Annotated in this window: 22 protein-coding genes and 1 tRNA gene; 12 read left to right on the top strand and 11 right to left on the bottom strand. The window is 64.1% G+C overall.

Features of this window, described 5'->3' with window-relative positions:
• A partial coding sequence (locus AQZ52_RS18575) for a calcium-binding protein (protein WP_276203272.1) occupies positions 1-1140 on the top strand: 1140 nt, incomplete at its 5' end.
• Positions 1141-1247: 107 nt separating this feature from the next.
• A complete protein-coding gene (locus tag AQZ52_RS12590) occupies positions 1248-2399 on the top strand; it encodes a calcium-binding protein (protein WP_067911242.1) in 1152 nt (383 codons plus the stop codon).
• 349 nt (positions 2400-2748) lie between these two features.
• Here the strand turns inward: AQZ52_RS12590 and AQZ52_RS12585 are convergent, their stop codons facing one another.
• The 8 genes from AQZ52_RS12585 to AQZ52_RS12555 form a co-directional block, all read right to left on the bottom strand.
• Positions 2749-3099 (bottom strand): thermonuclease family protein, encoded by a 351-nt coding sequence (locus AQZ52_RS12585; protein WP_067911239.1) that lies wholly within the window; start codon positions 3097-3099, stop codon positions 2749-2751.
• 36 nt (positions 3100-3135) lie between these two features.
• Positions 3136-3480, bottom strand: a complete 345-nt coding sequence (locus AQZ52_RS18570; protein ID WP_156424923.1) for a Rap1a/Tai family immunity protein — start codon at positions 3478-3480, stop codon at positions 3136-3138.
• A 10-nt stretch (positions 3481-3490) separates the two neighbouring features.
• On the bottom strand, positions 3491-4231 hold the full coding sequence (locus tag AQZ52_RS12580) for a hypothetical protein (RefSeq protein ID WP_156424922.1): 741 nt from the start codon (positions 4229-4231) through the stop codon (positions 3491-3493).
• An 80-nt stretch (positions 4232-4311) separates the two neighbouring features.
• A complete protein-coding gene (locus AQZ52_RS12575) occupies positions 4312-4548 on the bottom strand; it encodes a transcriptional coactivator p15/PC4 family protein (RefSeq protein WP_067911233.1) in 237 nt (78 codons plus the stop codon).
• Positions 4545-4907, bottom strand: a complete 363-nt coding sequence (locus AQZ52_RS12570; protein WP_067911215.1) for a hypothetical protein — start codon at positions 4905-4907, stop codon at positions 4545-4547. The genes AQZ52_RS12575 and AQZ52_RS12570 overlap by 4 nt, the downstream gene beginning before the upstream one ends.
• Before the next feature lie 77 nt (positions 4908-4984).
• Complete coding sequence (locus AQZ52_RS12565; protein WP_067911212.1) at positions 4985-5179, bottom strand: hypothetical protein; 195 nt, start codon at positions 5177-5179, stop codon at positions 4985-4987.
• A 286-nt stretch (positions 5180-5465) separates the two neighbouring features.
• Entirely contained in the window at positions 5466-6701 is a 1236-nt protein-coding gene (locus AQZ52_RS12560; protein WP_067911210.1) for a tyrosine-type recombinase/integrase, read from the bottom strand.
• Between the two features lie 142 nt (positions 6702-6843).
• Positions 6844-6933, bottom strand: a tRNA-Ser gene (locus AQZ52_RS12555).
• A 169-nt stretch (positions 6934-7102) separates the two neighbouring features.
• Here AQZ52_RS12555 and AQZ52_RS12550 point away from each other — a divergent pair.
• The 10 genes from AQZ52_RS12550 (at position 7103) to mazG (ending at position 16185) form a co-directional block, all read left to right on the top strand.
• Complete coding sequence (locus AQZ52_RS12550; RefSeq protein WP_067911208.1) at positions 7103-8137, top strand: lytic murein transglycosylase; 1035 nt, start codon at positions 7103-7105, stop codon at positions 8135-8137.
• Positions 8121-9152, top strand: a complete 1032-nt coding sequence (locus AQZ52_RS12545) for an SPOR domain-containing protein (protein WP_082697923.1) — start codon at positions 8121-8123, stop codon at positions 9150-9152. Before AQZ52_RS12550 ends, AQZ52_RS12545 begins: the two co-directional genes overlap by 17 nt.
• 40 nt (positions 9153-9192) lie before the next feature.
• Complete coding sequence (locus AQZ52_RS12540) at positions 9193-10371, top strand: D-alanyl-D-alanine carboxypeptidase family protein (RefSeq protein WP_067911205.1); 1179 nt, start codon at positions 9193-9195, stop codon at positions 10369-10371.
• A complete protein-coding gene (gene tmk / locus AQZ52_RS12535) occupies positions 10368-10997 on the top strand; it encodes a dTMP kinase (RefSeq protein WP_067911201.1) in 630 nt (209 codons plus the stop codon). The genes AQZ52_RS12540 and tmk overlap by 4 nt, the downstream gene beginning before the upstream one ends.
• Positions 10994-11950, top strand: coding sequence for a DNA polymerase III subunit delta' (locus AQZ52_RS12530; RefSeq protein WP_156424949.1), 957 nt, complete (start codon positions 10994-10996; stop codon positions 11948-11950). Before tmk ends, AQZ52_RS12530 begins: the two co-directional genes overlap by 4 nt.
• A 106-nt stretch (positions 11951-12056) precedes the next feature.
• Complete coding sequence (metG, locus tag AQZ52_RS12525) at positions 12057-13619, top strand: methionine--tRNA ligase (protein ID WP_067911196.1); 1563 nt, start codon at positions 12057-12059, stop codon at positions 13617-13619.
• On the top strand, positions 13619-14395 hold the full coding sequence (locus AQZ52_RS12520) for a TatD family hydrolase (RefSeq protein WP_067911193.1): 777 nt from the start codon (positions 13619-13621) through the stop codon (positions 14393-14395). Before metG ends, AQZ52_RS12520 begins: the two co-directional genes overlap by 1 nt.
• Positions 14392-15159 carry an MBL fold metallo-hydrolase gene (locus AQZ52_RS12515; protein WP_067911189.1) on the top strand — a complete coding sequence of 256 codons (768 nt, stop codon included), beginning with the start codon at positions 14392-14394 and terminating at the stop codon, positions 15157-15159. The genes AQZ52_RS12520 and AQZ52_RS12515 overlap by 4 nt, the downstream gene beginning before the upstream one ends.
• The gene (locus AQZ52_RS18565; RefSeq protein ID WP_156424921.1) at positions 15156-15326 is read left to right on the top strand and encodes a hypothetical protein; all 171 of its coding nucleotides are present in this window, start codon (positions 15156-15158) and stop codon (positions 15324-15326) included. Before AQZ52_RS12515 ends, AQZ52_RS18565 begins: the two co-directional genes overlap by 4 nt.
• A gap of 55 nt (positions 15327-15381) precedes the next feature.
• Positions 15382-16185 carry a nucleoside triphosphate pyrophosphohydrolase gene (mazG, locus tag AQZ52_RS12510; RefSeq protein ID WP_240481619.1) on the top strand — a complete coding sequence of 268 codons (804 nt, stop codon included), beginning with the start codon at positions 15382-15384 and terminating at the stop codon, positions 16183-16185.
• Between the two features lie 4 nt (positions 16186-16189).
• Here mazG and hflX read toward each other — a convergent pair whose 3' ends face one another.
• From hflX to ntrX, 3 genes are all read right to left on the bottom strand, one after another.
• Entirely contained in the window at positions 16190-17527 is a 1338-nt protein-coding gene (gene hflX, locus AQZ52_RS12505; protein WP_067911186.1) for a GTPase HflX, read from the bottom strand.
• 22 nt (positions 17528-17549) lie between these two features.
• On the bottom strand, positions 17550-18119 hold the full coding sequence (gene hfq / locus AQZ52_RS12500; RefSeq protein WP_082697918.1) for an RNA chaperone Hfq: 570 nt from the start codon (positions 18117-18119) through the stop codon (positions 17550-17552).
• Between the two features lie 225 nt (positions 18120-18344).
• On the bottom strand, positions 18345-19730 hold the full coding sequence (gene ntrX / locus AQZ52_RS12495; RefSeq protein WP_067911184.1) for a nitrogen assimilation response regulator NtrX: 1386 nt from the start codon (positions 19728-19730) through the stop codon (positions 18345-18347).
• Positions 19731-19737 lie beyond the last annotated feature (7 nt).

Below are 19737 nucleotides of genomic sequence, written 5' to 3'. Positions count from 1 at the left end.
ATCGCCTATGGCGAAGGCGGCAACGACATCTTCATGGCCGGAACCGATGCCGGCAACGATACCTATTATGGCGGTGAGGGCACCAATGTGGTGAACTATACCGGCGCGAAAGCGGCGCTTGCCATCAGCCTGGCAACCCACACGGCATTCAGTGCGGCAGGCGACAGTTCTGCAGGGATCGGCAATGACGGGCTCTGGGGAATCCAGACCGTGATCGGCAGTGCCTTCAACGACACGCTGGTCGGCGACGGCGATGCCAACACTTTCGTCGGCGGTGCGGGGAACGACAAGATGGCAGGGAGCGGCGGGCTCGACACCGCCAGCTATGCAGGCGCGAAATCGGCGGTGACCGTGAGCCTTGCGCTGATCGGGCCGCAGAACACCGGCGGGGCGGGAACCGATTCGCTGAGCGGGATCGAGAACCTGATCGGGACCGACCTCAACGATACGCTGACCGGGGGTAAGACGGCGAACGTGCTCGACGGCGGCCTCGGTGCGGATACCCTTGCTGGCGGGCTCGGAAATGACACCTACCGCGTCGACAACGTGGGCGACAGCGTGAGCGAAGCCGCTGATGCGGGACGCGACCTCGTCATTTCCACGATCAGTTTCACTCTGGGCGACAATCTCGAGAACCTGACACTGGCCGGCGCGGCGGCGATCAACGGGACCGGCAATGCGCTGGCCAACGTTGTCAGGGGCAATGCCGCTGCCAATACCCTTTCCGGCGGCGCGGGCGCGGACCAGATGTTTGGTGGGGATGGCAGTGATGTCCTTGTCGGCGGGGCGGGACGCGATGTGTTCAATGGCGGAATGGGGGCCGACACCTTCCGCTTCGGCAATGGTGACTTTGGCGGGCTCACCACATCAAGCTGCGACATGATTGCCGATTTCAGCCACGAGCAGGGTGACCGGATCGACCTTTCCGCTGTCGATGCGAACACGGCCAATGGCGCGGGCGATGATGCGTTCACCTTTATCGGCGCTGCCGCTTTCGGACACATTGCCGGAGAACTGCGTGCGGTAACGATGTCGAGCCTGACCGTGCTGCAGGGCGATACCAACGGCGACGGGATCGCCGACTTCTGGATCCGCTGCAACGGTGCGCCGGCAATTGTTGCGGGCGATCTGGTGCTGTGATGTCGGCAGGGTAACGCAGGGTTCTGTAGTCCTTCTGCAACAATCGCGGGGCAGGGCTGGGGTCTGCCCGCCCGGAACGCGAAGGCCAGAACGCGAAGGACCACACCGTGCCCACCACGATCAAGGGGACGATCAAGAACGATACCTTGAGCGGCACTGCCGGCAGCGATCTGATCTACGGCCTCGATGGCCGCGATATCCTGATTGGGCTGGCGGGCGACGACCTGCTCGATGGCGGGGCCGGCATCGACCGCATGGAAGGCGGCGAGGGCGATGACACCTACGTCGCCGACAACCAGCTCGACAAGGCGGTAGAGCTTGACGGCGAGGGCACCGACCTCGTGCTGGCAGCTACCTTGCTCTACAAGCTGCCGGATGCGGTGGAAAACCTGACGTTCACCTCGCGCGGGGCGCACCTGGGCCTTGGCAACGCGCTGGCCAATGTGATCACCGGCAGTGTGGATGCTGATCGGCTGTTCGGCAAGGGCGGCGATGACACGCTGATCGGCGGAGCGGGCAAGGACTATCTTTCCGGCGACAATGGCAACGACCTGCTGCAGGGCGGCAGCGGCAAGGATATCTTGCGCGGCGGGGCGGGGAACGACGTGCTCGACGGCGGGCTTGGTGCGGACCAGATGTACGGCGGACGCGGCAACGACGTGTTCATCTTCGACAACCTGCGCGACCTTGCCTATGATGTGGCAGGCGGCGGGATCGATGAAGTGCGCTCCTCGGTTGACGCGGCCCTGAGCCCCTTCATCGAAAACCTGACCCTTGTGGGGCCTTATTCGGCCGACGGGACGGGCAACGCACTCAACAACACCATCACAGGCAACGACCAGCACAACGTGCTGAGCGGCGGGGACGGAGCCGACGTGCTTGATGGTGGGAAGGGCAACGACGTGCTGAGTGGCGGTGCCGGGGCCGATCGCTTCGTGTTCTCGTCCGTGCCGAACCGCTTGACCAATGTCGATCTGATTACCGATTTCCTGCGCGCTGAAGGCGACAAGTTCCAGCTTTCGAATGCGGTATTCACCGATTTCGACGGCCTGGGGCGGATCAGCCGCGATGCGTTTCTGGCGGCCCCCGGCGCGACACGCGCAGTGGAGGACGGCCAGTTCCTGATCTACAACACCAAGACCGGCGCGCTCTACTACGACGCCGAAGGGCCGAGCGGACGCGGACCGATCCAGATCGCGCAGCTGGGCCACGGGGACCATCCCGAGGTTGTCTGGACCGACTTCCTGATCATCGCGTGAAGCTGAGCCGGGCCAACCCTGCTTTGGCCCCGGTGCTTGGCGGACAGGGTGTCCGTATGACAAAACCCATAAAATATTGAAAAAATATCAGTTTATCAGGCTGACTTGTGGCGCTACCACACTTTTTCCCACAATGGCCTGCCGTGACCCCCTCAATATCGGGTTTTGTCAGGTCCTCGCGCGCGTGAGACGTCCCGCTTTTATGGCGTCCGAAAACTTGCGTCGGGGAGCCGCAGGGGGCTGTGCCGTTCCGGTGTGCAACGGTCGCGCCTAGTTTCGCCTAGTTTATTCGGGCGCGTGGAAGGCGCAGCTCTCTAAATCTCTCTACTTTAGTGGTCGGGCCGGTCGATCACCGCCAGCGGCGCGCCAGACCTAGCTTGACTAGATACCTACCCGCTTCCTCCCCGTTGACCGTGACAAGCGCCAGCGTCCGCCCGTACTGGTCCGCCCCCATGCGCTCGATCATGACTGGCCCGCGAGCGAGGAACGCTTGCATTGCATCACGTGCTCGATAGCCTGCCGCGTAGTCGCACCATGCATAGGCCCGCCTGCCATCCCCGCACTTGGGGGAACCGGGCAGTTCCGGCGCGTCGATATTGGCAATGCGGATGCGCTCACCTCCGCAGCGGATTGAATCCCCATCATGCACGGATGGCGAAGCGCACAACGCCCCAGAGGCGAGAATCGAGAGCAAGCTCATTCGCGTATCTTGCCCGCTTTTTACGGCTACGGAAGGTTATTGACCTTTGAGTGGCGGGTTCTCCGCTGGGTAGGCTTCGCGTATTGCGTTCCAGACCAAAATGCTGGCGGGCCAATGCCTGTTTTCCGGATGATTCTCCAGGTACTTAAACACTATATCATGCAACTGACCCGCCGTTATATCGGCCGGAATATGAAGTGTTTTGCCTAGAAGCTCGCTTGCATCAATTATTCCCATCGAAAAACTTGTGCAGTCTGCATATTGAAGCGGGCGTTCGGACTTGCAGCTCTCGTATAAATTGTTGCCCGTTTTCCAACCAGCATTTGCAGTAGCGGGTGCGAGCGACAGAGCGGCTGCAGCCAACAATATGAATTCGCGCATACGAAATTTCTCACTCTGAATATAATCTGGCATTGGCGGCCATGCCAATATTCTGCGTTCGTCCGCACCTTTTGCCAACGACATTTCCCCGCTCACCGTAGCGTGCCAGCCCCAGCGCCGCGCCCGCGTCGGCATCCGCGCCTTTCATCACGTAGGCCAGCACTTTATCGACATTGTGCCGATAATGCTCGCCGCCGTTATCCGCGCTTTTCAATGCGTGACCTATCGATCTAACCCGGCTTACCCGCGCACAGCACTTTCCCCCGGCCAGCCGGACCCAATGCGCCGTGCGCCCTCGCAGCGCCAGTGAGGCAGGCAAGTGCAAAAGGATATGCACGTGCCCACCCTTGCCGTCGCCGTTCTCGCGAACCCACATTACCGCAAAGTTACCGTTGTGCCGCCGCGCATAGTCTCCGGCCAATTTGAGCAAGCGCCCGATGAACCGGGCCGCGTCGATCTCGGCAATGCCCGCCCGTTCGTAATGGACAGTCCAATGCCGGTTGAACGGCAGGCCTATGCGCTGTGCTTGGTCCGCCCATGCAATCAAGTTCCGGCAATGCCGCAATGTGAGGTATTCGCTGGTCCGGTCTGCACGGTTGCGCGCGCCGCCCCAGCGCCTGCCAGCCGGAGATAAGCCACCACTGGGAATAGTATCCTTAACTGCAAGCGCTGTGCCAGATTGGCCGATTGGCTGTTTTCTGCCCGTTTGTTTAACAGGCCCCGGCGCGCGCGGCTGGTCGCTTTTGCCCATATCGCGCAAGTTTCAAGTTTGGGGAGATTAGGGCGCGGACTTCAGGAAACTTCAGCACGTCCGCGCCCGCCTCCAAGGCTCTAGGAGCCGGTTTCCAGCCCGTCAGGGACCTCTAGGCCATGGTAGGCCATCAATGCCGCCGTAAGAGCCGGTAGCGCGTCGAGCGGCATCGTGACGCCTTTGCTACCCGCTTTCCAGTCGCCGTCTTTGGGATACCATCGGCGGAAGTTGGCAAACGTGGTCCCTTTGTAGGTGTCCTGGGTGACGCGCAGCAGCTCGCCTCGGTGCATCCGTTCAAAGATGATGTGCTTGCTCATCCTTCGTCCCCCTGCATTGTAAGGGTGCCGGGTGTCCGCAGCCGGTAGCGCGCGTGACGGTATGGACCTTCGAGCGTCGTCTCGATCTCGATCCCATCGTCACGCATGACTTGGACGCTCGCCGCCAGCCGGGTGTGCCATGGATAGCAATCCCATTGCGTCACCCCATCATCGTTTGTTGCGAGCATGGCGAGGACGCGCGCCCGTTTGCCTCTATAGGCCCATAGGCGGCCCTCTGAGGCGCGGAACGCAATTCTTGCAATGCCTTTGCCGTCATGCGGCATCGTGTTCTGGTAGGCCTTTAGCGGCGGATCGAAACGAGGCTTGCCCGCGTCCGCATCGTTCGCGTATTGTATCATTGCATTTGCTCCCACAGCACTGTGCAGTCCCTCGGTCGTTGGCGCGACCGGGGGACATTCATTTTCGGACGGCGCAGTCATGCCGCCCCTCGCTCGATCACAGGCAGACTTGCCGCCCACGCTTCGGCATCAGCACGCGCAATGCGCGTAGCGGTCCCGTATTTACGCAGCTTCAAGCGAGACGCTTTTGCTTCTCGGTACGCGCTGGTCTTGCCGATTGAATACCGGGCGCAGAAGTCCGCCACAGTCATAAGTTCTGGGATGTCGATCATTTGGTATTTTCTCCTACAGTTAGCCCGAACGGCTCGGTTTAAAGGTTGGAACGCCGGGGTATTCGTAGGATAGGCGAGGGCGATTGATACGCAAGGGACTCACCACCGCATTACCGATTCGGCTCGTCGCACGAGCGATTCATTTCATCGTCTGTTGGTCGATTGCCTTGGCACTGGAATCGGCGGAATTCAGGCCTTTCAAGTCCCAAACTGTGTCTGAATTATTTTTCCAATAAAGTTCGGGCGAACATGTGCATAACGCACCGCGCAAGTCGGTGTAGTCGACTTAAGCGGACTTGTTGACTAGTTGCACCACATTGCCGCCGGTCGATCCCCCGCAGTACGCGGCCCATGCTTCCATCATCGGACGGCGCTTGTCCAAGTACGCTGTGCGGGAATAGGCCGCTTCAACCTTGTTCTGGTTAACGTGCGCCAGCGCCGCCTCGCGAATCTCGCGCGGGAAGCTGGTCTGCTCATTGATCCAATCGGCAAACGTGCTGCGGAAACCGTGCGCCGTCGCAATCTTGTTTTGCACAGGGTCCATGAATCCTGGCCCGCCCGCTTTCAGGTCCGCCGCGTGCATGTCGCGGATTAGCTTAGTGAGTGTCATGTCAGACAGCGACTTGCCCTTGGACGTGCCGGGGAACACTAGGTCGTTGTTCTCGCGTTTGTGGGCCTTCATGCGCTCGAAATGCGCCACAGAGGCATCGCAGAGCGGGATGGTGTGATCGACACCGCCCTTCATGCGACCGGCTGGAATGCGCCACAGCTTGGCCTCTAGGTCGATCTCCGGCCACAGCGCACCGCGTACTTCTGCGGACCGGCAGGCTGTGAGGATGAGGGCTTCCAGTGCCAGCCGCCCCATCGTCTCCTTCTCGCGTAACTTAAAAAGAAACCCGAGTAACTCACTGTAGGGAAGTGAAGGGTGAGGCTTAACCTTGGCGCGCTGTTTGGGCAGGGCTTTGTCGATCACCGGCCAAGCGAGCGAAGCCTCACGGTATCCTTTGCCGACAGACCAATCGATCACCGTGCGGATACGTTGACGCAGTCGCCGCGCCGTCTCCGGTTTGGTCAACCAGATTGCCGCCAGCACGTCGCGCACCGCAGCGGCGTCGATCCCGGCGACAGACACGTCGCCAAAGGCTGGGAACGCGTAAGCGGTGAGCGTGTTGATCCATTGGTCTGTGTGCTTGCCGTTCTTCCATCCCTTTTTCTGCTCGGCATGAACGAGCGCCGCGGCCTCGCGGAATGAGGGAATACCTCTTGCCTTGCGGCGCTCTGCAACCGGATCGATCCCCGCTTCGATCTGCGAGCGAATCTTGACCGCTTTGACGCGCGCTTCGGCGAGCGAGACTTTCTTGAAACTGCCCGCGCCGATGTCCCGGCGCTTGCCATCCTTTTGGACGCGGACAACCCAACTCTTTGCGCCAGTTCGCCCGATCAACAGTTCCAGCCCGTCACCGTCGCTATACCGGCCCGGTGCCGTAAGCGCCTTTGCACTGGTTGCAGTCAGCTTACCCATCAAATTGCTCCCACACAATTTCCCACACTGTAGCGCGGTTGCGAGGGAACGACAAGGTCCGGCTGGGGACGCGAAAGCCCCCGCAAACCTTAGCGTTTCCTTAGGGCGCGGGGTCGGAGAGGAACCGTCAAAAACGGGTAATTGGCGGACAGGGTGGGATTCGAACCCACGGTGAGCTTCCACCCACGGCGGTTTTCAAGACCGCTGCCTTAAACCACTCGGCCACCTGTCCGCGGCGCTGCGCGCATGGGTGCCGATAGCGGGCGGATCGAGGCTCGCAAAGAGATTTTGCGATGAGGGCGGTGACGGCACTTCCCACGCGTTTCATCGATTGGGGGATTCCCACCTTGCCCGCGCTGTGCGACTGTCTCGTCACGATGCCATTGCCAATCCGAATTAGCATGCCGTGGCCCCCGGGCTTCTTGCGATCTGCAGCTGCCGCTCTCGCGCTCTCACTCGTGGCGGGCTCTGCTGGGGCGCAGAGTGACGATGCTGCCGCCGGTTTTCAGGGCTATCTCCAGTATCTTGCCGCAAGGGCGCGGGCCGAAGGCGTGCGCGAAGAGACCATTTTGGCCGTGACCAGCGGGTTGACCGAAAACCCCCGCGTGGTCGCGCTCGACCGGGCGCAGCCGGGGACGGCGTCATCTGTCCCGGCCTTCGCCGGCTATCGCCGCGCCCATGTCGATGCGGCCCGCATTGCCGGCGGACGGCGGCAGTACGCGGCTTCAGCCGACTATCTTGCCGAAATCGAGCAGCGGTACGGCGTTCCGCCCAAGATCGTGCTGGCGATCTGGGGGCACGAGACCAACTACGGCTCCTACACCGGGGATTTCGACCTTGCCCGTTCGCTCGCCACGCTGGCGTACGAAGGCAGGCGGCGGGCGCTGTTCGCAGACGAATTCATCGCGCTCCTCAAGATGGTCGACAGGGGTGTGCCGCGCGCGAAGTTGTTGGGTAGCTGGGCCGGCGCCTTTGGCAATCCGCAGTTCCTGCCGAGCGTCTACCTGCGCGTGGCGCAGGACGGCGACGGGGATGGTTTCGCCGATATCTGGACGAGCCGGAAGGACACGCTGGCCTCGATCGCCAACTACTTCCGCGATGCGGGATGGCGGCGGGACGAGCCCTGGGGCGTGGCAGTCGATGTGACGCTGCCTCTCGACCGGCCCGCGCTGGGTACCGCGCTTGCCAGTCCGCGCTGCCCGCAGGTGTTCGCGCGCCATTCGCGGTGGAAGACGGTGGCGGAATGGAAGGCGCTCGGCGTGGTGCCGCGAGCGGCAACCTTGGCGGACACAACGCTCGCCAGCCTGCTTGAACCCGACGGTCCGGGTCAGACGGCCTACCTGCTAACCGGAAATTATAGGGTCATCCTCGATTACAATTGCTCGAACCTCTATGCGCTCTCGGTGGGACTGCTGGCTGATGAGATTGCCCGTTAACAGGAATACCGGCCTCGCGGTGCTGGCGGCGGCGCTGGTGCTCGGCTCCGGCCTTGCGGTGCCGGCCATTGCACGCGACCGCCAGGCTTCCCTGCCTGAAATGACGGGGCCGGCAGGTGACTATCCGGTTACGCTGGGTGATCCGTTCACCGTCGACGGCAAAACCTTCACGCCGGCGGATACGCTGAATTACGACGCCGTTGGCCGTGCGGTGCCGATGGGCCCGGAAGACGGCGTTGCTGGCCGGATCAACGGTGCGCACCGGACCTTGCCGGTGCCGAGCTACGTCGAGGTGACCTCGCTTTCGAGCGGGCGGACCATCCTCGTGCGGATCGACCGGCGCGGGCCGATGAGCGGTGACGGCCTCGTCGCCCTGTCGCCGATGGCCTGGGCGCAACTGGGGCTGCCGGGCGATGCATCGGCACCGGTGCGAGTGCGGCGGGTCAACCCGCCCGAGACCGAGCGCGCGCTGCTCCGGACCGGACAGGCTGTTCCGCCCCGGATGGACACGCCGTCCGGTCTGCTCGCAGCGCTCCGCCGCAAACTGGGCCTCGAGCCGCCAGTGGGCGACCTGCCGGTGACGATCCGGCCCGCCGAAGTGGCCGCGGCCGGCGCGCCAAGGCCTGCTCCTGCCGCCAATCCGCCGGTCAAGGCCGCGCCGGGTGCGGCAAAACCGCCAGTGAAGCCTGCTTCGAAGCCCGCGCCAAAACCCCCTGCGCCAAAACCCGCTCCGGCAAAACCTGCCCCGGCGGCCGAACCGCCGCAGCCGGCACCGGTGCAAAGGCCCGAGGCCCATCCCAAGCCGGCCGCCGCGCAGGTTTACGTGCAGATCGGTGCGTTTTCGCAGCGCGGCAACGCGGAGGCGGCCGCGCGCAAGGCAGGCGGATCGCTGGTGCGGTCGGGAAATCTCTGGCGCGTGCGCAGCGGGCCCTTCGCGCCCGGGGATGAGGCGACTCGCGGACTGGCGAAGGCGCGCGCTGCGGGCTATGCTGGGGCCCGGATCGTGCACGACTAGCAAGGCCTGCCGCGCGGTACCAAAGGAACGGGGTTCGCGCTTGGCTTCGAGAATAGTGACCGCTGTGCTGATTGCCGCGCTGGCCGCAGTGCCAGTGCGCGCTGCGGCGCCTACACCACGGGACGGCGCCGAAGCCTTTCTCGCAATGCCGCAGGTTTCTGCGCCGATCGCGCTGCTGATCGACGTGAACGGCGGGCGCGTGCTGTTCGAGCGGCAAACGCACCGGCGCTTCGTCCCCGCCTCGCTCACCAAGATCATGACAAGCTATGTCGCCTTCGAGCTGATCAAGGCCGGCAAGCTCAAGCTCGACCAGCGCTTCCGCATGAGCCCGGAGGCTTTCCGCAAGTGGCACCGCGTGGGCAGCACGATGTTCCTCGCGCAGGATAGCGAGACTTCGGTGGCGGAGCTGATCGAGGGGATCGTTACCGTCTCGGCCAATGATGGCTGCGTCGTCCTCGCCGAAGGCGTAGCCGGAAGCGTGCCGGCCTTCACCGCGCTGATGAACGCCGAGGCGAAGAAGCTCGGCCTCAAGGATACACATTACAACACGCCCAATGGCTGGATGGATGAAGGCGAGACCTATGTCTCCGCCGCCGATCTCGCGACCTTGAGCACCGCGCTGATCACCCGCCATCCCGATCTCTACGCGCGGTTCTATGGGCACGAGCGGCTGGCGTTCCGGGGGATCGAGCAGCCCAATCACAATCCGCTCTATGGCCACGTCGAAGGCGCGGACGGGGTCAAGACGGGCTTCACCAACGAGGCGGGATACGGCCTTGTCGGCTCCGCGATCCGCAACGGGCGGCGGCTGATGATGGTCGTTGGCGGGTATGATCGTCCCGCCGACCGCACGAAGGAATCGCGCGCCTTTCTGGAATGGGGCTTTGCCGCGTTCGAGGCGCATCCGCTGTTCGCCGGCGGGGCCCGCATCGGCACGGCCAAAGTGCAGGGCGGGCAAGCGCGCAGCGTCGACCTGGTTGCGCCGCATCCGCTGGCGCTGACCTTGCCGGCCGGCGCGCATGCGAACTATTCCCTGCGCTTGCGCTACAAGGGGCCTCTGCGCGCCCCGATCGCCAAGGGCGATGAAGTGGCGAGCCTGATCGTGCGTGTGCCGGGCGAAGGCGAGACCCGGCTGCCGCTGGTGGCGGCGGACAGCGTGCCCGAGGCCGGGACTCTCGCGCGGCTGCGCAACGGGCTGCTCGCGATGCTGGGCCAATGAGCGGGCGTTTCATCGTCTTCGAGGGCGGGGAAGGGGTCGGCAAATCGACCCAGAGCCGGCTCCTCGCCGAAGCCCTGCGGGGAAGGGGTGTGGACGTCGTCACCACCCGTGAACCGGGCGGGACACCGGGGGCAGAGGCGATCCGGGCGCTGCTGCTGGACAGGCAGGGGCCTGGCTGGGGGGCAAGGGCCGAAGCGCTCCTCTTCGCAGCGGCGCGGGCCGACCATGTCGAAACGCTGGTCCGCCCGGCGCTGGCGCGCGGGGCGTGGGTCGTGTGCGACCGTTATCTCGATAGCAGCCGGGCGTATCAGGGTGGCGGCAGCGGGCTGGACGATACGGATATCCTCACCCTTCACCGGATCGGCAGTGGGGGCCTACTGCCCGATTGCACGGTCCTGCTGACGCTCGATCCGGCCGAGGCCGCCGCGCGTGTGGCGATGCGCGATGCCGGCATACTAGACCGGATCGGGGGCCGTGCGGCCGACTATCACGCCCGTGTCGCGGCCGCCTTCCGGCGCTTTGCCGAGGCGGAGCCGGAGCGCTTTGCCGCAGTTGATGCAGCGGGTGCGCCCGATGCCGTCCACGCCCGCGTTCTGGCAGCAGTGGACAGCCTGTGCGCCGCCTGATCGGTCATGACGAGGCCTGGGCCGTCTGGCGCGCGGCGCGGGGTGGACAGCGCATGCACCATGGCTGGATTCTCGCGGGGCGCGAAGGCCTCGGCAAGGCGAATTTTGCGCGGGCGGCGGCGGCAGAGCTCGTGTCCGAGCCGGGTGTGCCGCAGCCCGCGCCCGAGGCGCACCCGGATATCCACGTGCTCGAACCGCTGCCCAGCAACGAGGACGAGGCCAAGAAACGCGATGACGGCAAGCCCTATGCCCGCAAGCGCAACATCAGTGTGGACCAGATCCGCGGGGTGCAGCGCAGGCTCGTCACGCGGCCAACTCTGGGCGCGCGGCGCGCGGTAATCATCGATGCGGCGGATGATCTCGAAAAGGGCGCGGTCAACGCGCTGCTCAAGAGCCTCGAGGAGCCGCCCGTCGGCACGTTTTTCCTGCTGGTGACGCACCAGATCGGGCGTCTGCTGCCCACCGTGCGCTCGCGCTGCACGGTGCTCCGTTTCCATCCACTTGTGGCTGATGACATGGCGCGCGCGCTGGCCGAGGCAGCACCGGAGCTCACCGGGCCGGCGCTTGAGGCCGCGATCGCGGCAGGCGGCGGTGCGCCAGGGGCCGCGCTTTCCTTTGCGGAGATGGATCTGGGCGGGGCATGGCAGCTCATGAGCCGGCTCGTCGCCGAGGGCGATCCCGATCTTGCGCTGCGTGGAGAGCTTTCGACCATCCTTGGCCAGCGGCCGGACCGCGCACGCCTCTTGGCGTTGCTTGAGGTGGCGCGGCGTGTGCTGGTGGCTGCAATGGACCGCCGCGACGATGCGGCGCGCCTGAGGATCGTCGAAGCCCATGCCGCGCTTGCCAGCCTTGCCGCGCAGGCGCCGACCTACAACTTCGAGCCGGCGCTCCTGCTTCTGGAAATCGGCGGCTTGCTGGCATCGGTGGCGCGCACTAGGGAGGGCGCGGCCTGAAGTCAGCCTTCCCGCAGCCCCGAAAATCAAGCCCCGGAATTCAAGCCCCGGAATTCAAGCCCCGGAATTCAAGCCCCGGAATTCAAGCCAAGGACAGTCGCAGCCCATGGGCGAGCCCTACTATATCACGACCGCGATCAGCTACCCGAACGGCAAGCCGCATATCGGCCACGCCTATGAAGCGATTGCCGCCGACGTCATCGCGCGTTTCCATAAGGCGATGGGACGCGACGTACGCTTCCAGACCGGGACCGACGAGCACGGCTTGAAGATGGCGCAGAAGGCGCGCGACATGGGCATCACCCCGGCCGCACTTGCAGATGAAATGGCCGGTCATTTCATTGCCATGGCAGATGCATTGAATGTCGACTACGATGTTTTCATCCGCACCACCGAGCCGCGCCACCATGCCGCGACGCAAGAACTTTGGCGGCGGATGGAAGCCAATGGAGACCTTTATCTCGACCGCTACGAGGGCTGGTACTCGGTGCGCGACGAGGCCTACTACGACGCCAGCGAGCTGATCGACGGGGAAGGGGGGGAGAAGCTCTCGCCCCAGGGCACCCCGGTCGAGTGGACGGTCGAGGAAAGCTGGTTCTTCCGCCTCTCGAAGTATCAGGAGCCGCTGCTGGCGCTGTTTCGCGAGAATGCGGAGTTCATCCGCCCGGAAAGCCGGCGCAACGAGATGATCGCCTTCGTGAGCCAGGGCCTGCGCGACCTGTCGGTTTCGCGCACGAGCTTCGATTGGGGCGTCAAAGTGCCGGGGAGCGACAATCATGTCATGTACGTGTGGGTCGACGCGCTGACGAACTATATCACCGGCCTCGGTTTTCCTGATGAGTCAGGAGATTATAAGAGATATTGGCCGGCCGACCTCCACCTCATCGGCAAGGATATCGTGCGCTTCCACACGATCTACTGGCCAGCTTTCCTGATGAGCGGTGGTTTGCCCGTGCCAAAGCATGTCTTCGGCCACGGCTTCCTGCTCAACCGGGGGCAGAAGGAATCGAAGTCGCTGGGCAATGTGACGGACCCGTTGGCACTGGCCGAGCGGTTCGGCGTCGATACCCTGCGCTACTTCCTGATGCGCGACGTGGTCTTCGGACAGGACGGATCCTATTCACCCGAGGCGATCGTGACGCGGTGCAATGCGGAACTCGCCAACAGCTACGGCAATCTCGTTCAGCGCACACTTTCCATGATTTTCAAGAATATGGATGGTGAAGTTGCAAAGTTTGCGAGCAACGAGGCGGACGACCGGCTGCTCGCCGCGGTATTTGAGGCCTGCCATGACGAGCTGCCGCGCGAATTTGCCGCGCTGAACTTCTCGGCCGGGATCGAGGCGTGGATGCGGGCCGTGTTCGCCTGCAACCAGTATGTCGACGAGCAGGCCCCTTGGGCGCTGCGCAAGAGCGATCCGGAGCGGATGCGCGCCGTTCTGATGACACTGTTCATGGCGATCCGCGATCTCACCATCGCGATCCGGCCCGTTGTGCCAACTGCGGCTGACAAGGTGCTGGATCAACTTGGTATTCCGGGCGACGAGCGCGGGATCACGGCGCTTGCCAAGGCGGACTGGTTCCTTGCACGCGTCGCCACGGGCGAGCGGCTTGCGGCGCCAAGCCCGGCGTTCCCAAGGTTGGAGTTGCCGGAGGAAGACGCGGCCTGATGCTGATCGATTCGCACTGCCACCTTAATTACAAAGGCCTGATCGAAACTCAGGCTGACGTGCTGGCGCGCGCGCGGGAGCGCGGGGTGCGGGGCTTTCTCAACATCTCGACGCGGCGGAGCGAGTGGGACGCGGTGGTGGCGACGGCGCACCGCGAACCCGACGTATGGGCCAGCATCGGCATCCATCCTCACGAGGCCGATGCCCATGCCGATCTTGGCGCCGAGGCGCTGCGGGAGGCGGCTACCGATCCCAGGGTGATCGCGATTGGCGAGACCGGGCTCGACTATTACTACGACCATTCGGACCGGCAGGTGCAGCAAGACCTGTTTCGGGTGCATATCGCCGTGGCGCGTGAAACTGGCCTGCCGATCGTGATCCACACACGCGATGCCGAGGATGACACGCTGGCGATCCTGACCGAGGAAATGGCCAAGGGCGCATTTCCGGCGCTGATCCACTGCTTTACCGCCAGTGCCGGTTTCGGCCGGTCGGTCCTCGATCTCGGGCTGACGATCTCGATCTCCGGGATTGTAACCTTTAAGAATGCCAAGGACTTGCAGGTGTTTGTTGCCGAAGTTCCGACGGACCGCCTGCTGGTAGAAACCGATGCTCCCTTCCTCGCGCCGGTGCCGCATCGGGGCAAGGTCTGCGAGCCGGGGTTTGTCGCCGATACGTGCGCCTTCGTGGCCGCGCTCCGCGGGACGTCGGCCGAGGCCTTGGCGGAGCAGACCGGGGCGAACTTCTTCCGCCTATTCACCAAGGCGCGCCCATGAAGCTCGTCGTGCTGGGATCGGGCACGTCCACGGGGGTGCCGCGTATCGGCAACGATTGGGGCGATTGCGATCCGGAAGAGTCGCGCAATCGGCGCACGCGCGTGGCAATCCTCGTCGAGGGTAGCGATGGCGGTCGCATTCTCGTCGATACGCCGACGGACCTCAGGCACCAGCTGCTGGCCACCGGCATCGCACGGATCGACGGCGTGGTCTGGACCCACGACCATGCCGATCACACCCACGGCATCGATGATCTGAGACCGCTGCGCATGGGTCGCGGGGCGCCAATTCCGGGCTATGCCGCGGACGAGACGGTGCGGCGGCTGCGCCAGCGCTTCGGCTATGTTTTCGCCGGGCAATTCGGTTATCCGACGATTTGCAATCTCGACAACCTGGACCGCGTGCGGATGGTGGCCGGCATTGGCGTGACGCATTGCCAGATGCCGCACGGGCCGGCGCAAACAACTGCATTCCGTTTTGATCAGGACGGAAAGTCAATCGGTTATGCGACGGACTTCAGTGCGATTACCGGCGAGATGGTCGCGCTGTTCGACCGGGTCGACGTGCTTGTGGTCGATGCCTTGCGGCGGCAGCCGCATCCGACGCACGCGCATCTGGCCATGTCACTCGAACTGGTCGAGGCGTGCCGGGCGGGACGCGCGGTGCTGACGCATCTCGACAAGAGCATGGATTACCGGACATTGCTGGATGAGACGCCGGATCACGTCGAGCCGGGCTATGACGGAATGGAACTCGAATTGTGACGCCGGACAAGTTCGTCGCGCTCATCGGGATTGCGATGGCGCTTGTTCTTGCTTTGGGACACGGTGAACTGCGGCGCATGAGACTTTCGTCCAGCGCATGGATGGCCGCAGCGTGGGTGTTGATCATTGTGGTCGCTGCGGTTGCCTTTGCTGGCTATCACCGCTGACGGGCCGGATGTTATTTAACATAATAAATATTATCGAACTCAAGGATCGGCAGAGATGAGCGAGTCTCCCGAGGTCTCCCCTGCCATGGAAACGGTTCAGGCTGCCGGCGTGACTCGGCTGCTGTCGATCATGGCACGGCTGCGTGATCGCGATGCCGGCTGCGAATGGGATATCGCGCAGACGTTCGCGACGATTGCGCCTTACACGATCGAGGAAGCCTATGAGGTGGCGGACGCGATCGACCGTGACGACCTTCCTGCCTTGCGCGAGGAACTGGGCGATCTGCTGCTCCAGGTGGTCTTCCATGCGCGCATGGCCGAGGAACTCGGCGCGTTCGATTTCGATGCCGTCGCCCATGCCATCTCCGACAAGATGACCGAGCGCCATCCGCATATTTTTGGCGATGCAGCAGATCAGGGTCAGTCGCGCGAGGTCCGCTGGGAAGCGCAGAAAGCAGCGGAGCGCGCGGCCAAGGGCGCCACCAGTGCGCTTGATGGCGTCGCGCTGGCGCTGCCCGCCTTGATGCGGGCCGAAAAGCTGCAGAAGCGGGCCGCGCGCGTCGGTTTCGACTGGCCGGACACGGAAGGCCCTCGGGCAAAGGTGATCGAGGAACTGGACGAGCTTGCCGCAGCAAGGACCGAGAACGAGCGGCTCGACGAAGCGGGCGACCTGCTTTTCGCGGCGGTCAATCTCGTGCGCCGCTACGGCGTCGCTCCGGAGGATGCGCTGCGCCATGGCAACGCCAAGTTCGAGCGGCGGTTCCGCGCAATGGAAGCGCTGGCCGGTTCCGATTTCCCGGCGCTCTCGCTCGAGGCGCAGGAGGAGCTATGGCAGCGGGTCAAGGCCGCCGAGCGCTGACGCCTCAGAGCTGGACGAAGCGCCCCAGTTCGCGCGGCGTGAGCCGAACGGTCAGGCGCTGCATCGGGGCACCATTCTCGTCCTCGATCTGCACTTCGGACATGACCTCGCCATGCGCATGGAGCCAGGCGAGTTTCTGGCCATCGGCCATCGGCACCGACAGTTCGAGGACCCTTGCGCCTCCGGTCAACAGCTCACTGAGTAGCGCGACCAGCTTCTCTACGCCCTCGCCTGTCTGCGCGGAGATCGGCACGACCTGCCGATCGGGCACGCCGGCGGCGATCAGATCACGGCGCATGGCGCGGTCATCCTCCGCGAGAAGATCCCACTTGTTCCACGCCTCGATGATCGGGATCGAGGCCCCCTCGTCCCCGATCACGCCGAGATCGGCGAGGATTTCCTCGACTTCGAGTTTCTGCGCCGAGGTGGCTGGATTCGCGATATCGCGCACGTGAACGATGACGTCAGCTGCGGTCACCTCCTCCAGCGTCGCGCGGAAGGCGGCTACGAGCTGGGTGGGCAGTTCCGAAATGAAGCCCACGGTGTCGGACAGGATCGCCTTGTCGAGCCCCGGCAAGCGGATCGCGCGCATCGTGGGGTCGAGTGTGGCAAAGAGCAGGTCCTGCGCCATCACGTCCGCGCCGGTCATCCGGTTGAACAGGGTGGACTTGCCGGCATTGGTGTAGCCGACGAGGGCGATCACCGGCCAGGGCGCACGCTGGCGCCGCTCGCGGTGGAGGGTGCGGGTGCGGCGGACCTGTTCGAGCTCGCGCCGGATACGGGCCATGCGGCCGCGGATCAAACGGCGGTCCGCCTCGATCTGTGTTTCACCGGGGCCACCGAGGAAACCGAAGCCGCCGCGCTGGCGTTCGAGGTGGGTCCAGCTGCGCACGAGGCGGCCGGCTTGATAGTCTAGGTGTGCAAGTTCGACCTGCAGGCGCCCTTCGGCAGTCGCCGCCCGCTCGCCGAAGATCTCGAGGATCAGGCCGGTACGGTCGATGACCTTGCGTTCGAGCTTGTCCTCGAGGTTGCGCTGCTGGATTGCCGATAGCGCGCCATCGACGATGACCAGTTCGCCGTCCGATTGTGCGATGGCGACGGCGATCTTCTGCACCTGCCCTTCGCCGAACAGGGTGGCGGGACGAACCGTGCGGATCGGCAGCGCAAAAGCATCGACAACATCGATGCCGATGGCGCGGGCGAGGCCCTGCCCTTCCTCGAGCCGCGGTTCAGCATCGAGACCGCCCTTCTGGCGCAAGTCGGGGAGGACCACGACGGCGCGGGCGCCGCGAGTGACTTCCCCGACAAGCTCGGTTTCCCGGCCGAACTCAAATCCGCTCATGCGGGTCGGCCTGTTTGACGGTTCAGGATGATTCGCCGTCCCACTCGCCGGACAGATCGACATGGCCAGCGGGCTGGATCGTCGAGACGGCGTGCTTGTAGGCAAGCTGCACGTAGCCTTCGCGTTCGAGCAGCATGCAGAACAAATCGTAGGCGGCGACCCGGCCCTGAAGCATGACACCGTTCACGAGGAACATCGTCACCTGCACCCCGGCATCGCGCACGCTGGAGAGGAACACGTCCTGCAGCAGCCGCTTCTTGGACGCATCGTCGGTGCCGGGTGCAAAATGCGTCGGCGCTAGCTGCTGGCCGGGCATGATCGTCGAGATTGCGTGCTTGTAGACCAGCTGCGACTGGCCATCGCGGCGCAGAAGGATCGAGAAATTGTCGAACCAGGTGACGATGCCCTGCAGCTTGACGCCCTTCACGAGGAACATCGTGACGGGGATCTTGTTCTTTCTCAGGAAGTTGAGAAACACGTCCTGCAGGTTCTGGCCTTTGCCAGCGACAAGCTGGGCTGGTGGCGGCGCGGCAGCTTCGGTGGCGGTTTCAACCTTGGTGCGCGGACGCGCTGAGAGGGTTCTGCCGGTCATCTTGTCGTGTCCTTTCGTTCTTTTTGGCGTCCGAACGCCTCACAGCGACCGAGCACAATCTGGCGAGGGGTCGCACTCACCGCATTCAGACCTCGGCAACTGCCGAATCTGAACAAGGGCTCGTACGGCGCTTACGCCGGTCAGGAAGGACAAGTCTAAGTCGGTATTGCCGCTACGTACAGGGGCAAAATCGGCCTCACCGCGCCGGCCCCTTTTGGGCAGAGCTTAGTCGAGTTCCTCGTCCTCGCGCCGTTCAGCCATTCCTAGGAGCTTGAGTTTCCGGTGCAAGGCAGAGCGCTCCATGCCGATGAAGCTCGCCGTTTTCGAGATATTTCCCGAGAATCGGCGGATCTGCACCTTCAGGTACTCGCGCTCGAAGTTCTCGCGCGCCTCGCGCAGGGGGACACCCATCAGCGCCGAGGTGTTCGTATCGCCGCCGATCCGGGTGGTGACGATTTCAGCCGGGAGCATGTCGGCATCGATGCGGGTCAGCCGTTCGCGCGGGGCGAGGATGATCGTGCGCTCCACCACGTTGCGCAGCTGGCGGACGTTGCCCGGCCAGTCGTAGCTCTGCATCGCGGCGATAGCCTCGGTGGAGATCGTTGGCGGCGGCACACCCTGCTCGTTGGCATAGCGCGAAAAGAAGTGGTCGGCGAGCGCTGGAATGTCCTCGCGTCGCTCGATCAGCGAGGGGATCGAGACCGGAACGACGTTGAGCCGGTAGTAGAGATCCTCGCGGAAGCGGCGCTCGGCGATTTCCTTCTCGAGCGGGCGCGAGGTCGAGGAGACGACGCGCACGTCGACGCGGATCTGGCGGTGCCCACCGACGCGCACGAAGGATTGCTCGGTCAGCACGCGCAGGATGCGGGCCTGGCTGGAGGCGGGCATTTCCGCGACCTCGTCGAGGAACAGCGTGCCGCCGTCGGCCATCTCCAGCAGGCCCGCGCGCACCAGCTTGCCGTCGATTTCCTCGCCGAACAGTTCCTGTTCGAACCGTTCGGGCGTGATTCGCGCCGAATTGACCGTGACGAACGCATGGTCGGCGCGCGGGCTCCACGAATGGAGCAATCGCGCGGCGACTTCCTTGCCCGAGCCGGCAGGACCGGTGATCAGCAGGCGGCTTCCCGTGTTGGCCACACGCTTCAGCGTCGCGCGGACCGCATTGATCGCGCTGGAATTGCCGGTGAAGCCGTCGGCCATCGAGAGGCCCTGGCGCAGCCGCGCATTCTCGCGGCGCAGACGTTCGGTGGCGGTGGCGCGCTCGACAAGGAGCAGCAGGCGTTCCGCCTCGAACGGCTTTTCGAGGAAATCCATGGCGCCCCGACTGATCGCCGAGACGGCGGTATCGATATTCCCGTGGCCGGAAAAAATGATCACTGGCAGTTCGGGCTCGCGCTTCTTGATCTCGTCGAGCACTTCAAGGCCGTCCATCGGGCTGCCGTGGAGCCAGACGTCGAGGAGGACGAGGCTGGGGCGCCGATCGTCCACGGCAGCGAGCGCGGCGGTGCTGTCGGCCGCGGTACGGCAGCCATAGCCTTCGTCGCTGAGCACGCCCGCGACAAGTTCGCGGATGTCGCGTTCGTCGTCCACGATGAGGATATCGAGAGCCATCAGTCGG

The sequence above is a fragment of the Novosphingobium fuchskuhlense genome, from assembly GCF_001519075.1.
GTDB classification, from domain to species: Bacteria; Pseudomonadota; Alphaproteobacteria; order Sphingomonadales; family Sphingomonadaceae; genus Novosphingobium; species Novosphingobium fuchskuhlense.
Note: the sequence above shows the minus strand (reverse complement) of the source record. Positions and strands in the feature narration are given on the sequence as shown.